Below are 903 nucleotides of genomic sequence, written 5' to 3'. Positions count from 1 at the left end.
CCTTACAAGCAAGGGGTCGCAGGTTCGAGCCCTGCATCCTCCACCATATAAGCCGGCCTAGCTCAACTGGTAGAGCAACTGACTTGTAATCAGTAGGTTGGGGGTTCAAGTCCTCTGGCCGGCACCAGTCAGTCCAATGTTATATTTATGTATGGAGGGATAGCGAAGTTGGCCAAACGCGGCGGACTGTAAATCCGCTCCCATCGGGTTCGTAGGTTCGAGTCCTACTCCCTCCACCATTGTATAAAAAGTTTGTAAGTGTATATAATAACATTGTACGCTTTCTTTTTTAGGTTATTGGGCTATAGCCAAGCGGTAAGGCAACGGTTTTTGGTACCGTCATGCGCTGGTTCGAATCCAGCTAGCCCAGCCATTTTCTTTTCCTACATAATAGAGATAATCTTGTCAGAGCCATTAGCTCAGTTGGTAGAGCATCTGACTTTTAATCAGAGGGTCGGAGGTTCGAATCCTCCATGGCTCACCATCTGTTATAAAAGTTGGGGCCTTAGCTCAGCTGGGAGAGCGCCTGCTTTGCACGCAGGAGGTCAGCGGTTCGATCCCGCTAGGCTCCACCATATATAACTGTTCAAGCACTTTTCCAAATGGGAAAGGCTTTTTTTATTGGTGAAATACTTTTACATAAATGCTTGAAACAAGCAATTATTAGAGCATTTGAACTTTTTATTGTAGTAAGTGAAAGGAAAGTTGATGATATCTGCCACCTTCACTACTATTATTCTGAAATCAAGCTTTTCCATTTACCCCAGTTGGCTGTTCAGTAAGCGATCAATACTCAAGTGTATAGAAAAATCCCCAACCCTGCGATAAACTGTTCTAGAAAGAGGAACAGAAGGGTTGGGGAGATTTATCCTTATTTCTTGTTTCGTGGCTTTGGCAGCGTTC

General features: G+C 44.5%; 5 tRNA genes. All 5 read left to right on the top strand.

The window, feature by feature from the left end:
* Positions 1-51: 51 nt before the first annotated feature.
* The 5 genes from E0E32_RS00135 to E0E32_RS00115 all read left to right on the top strand — a co-directional run bounded on the left by E0E32_RS00135 (position 52) and on the right by E0E32_RS00115 (position 575).
* A tRNA-Thr gene (locus E0E32_RS00135) sits at positions 52-127 on the top strand.
* 26 nt (positions 128-153) lie between these two features.
* A tRNA-Tyr gene (locus E0E32_RS00130) sits at positions 154-239 on the top strand.
* 59 nt (positions 240-298) lie between these two features.
* Positions 299-373 (top strand) — tRNA-Gln (locus tag E0E32_RS00125).
* A gap of 35 nt (positions 374-408) precedes the next feature.
* Positions 409-484 (top strand) — tRNA-Lys (locus E0E32_RS00120).
* A gap of 15 nt (positions 485-499) precedes the next feature.
* A tRNA-Ala gene (locus E0E32_RS00115) sits at positions 500-575 on the top strand.
* The last annotated feature ends 328 nt before the right edge of the window (positions 576-903 follow it).

This window comes from Gracilibacillus phocaeensis, assembly GCF_900626275.1.
GTDB lineage: Bacteria > Bacillota > Bacilli > Bacillales > Amphibacillaceae > Gracilibacillus > Gracilibacillus timonensis.
This window is presented reverse-complemented; position numbering and strand designations above follow the sequence as displayed.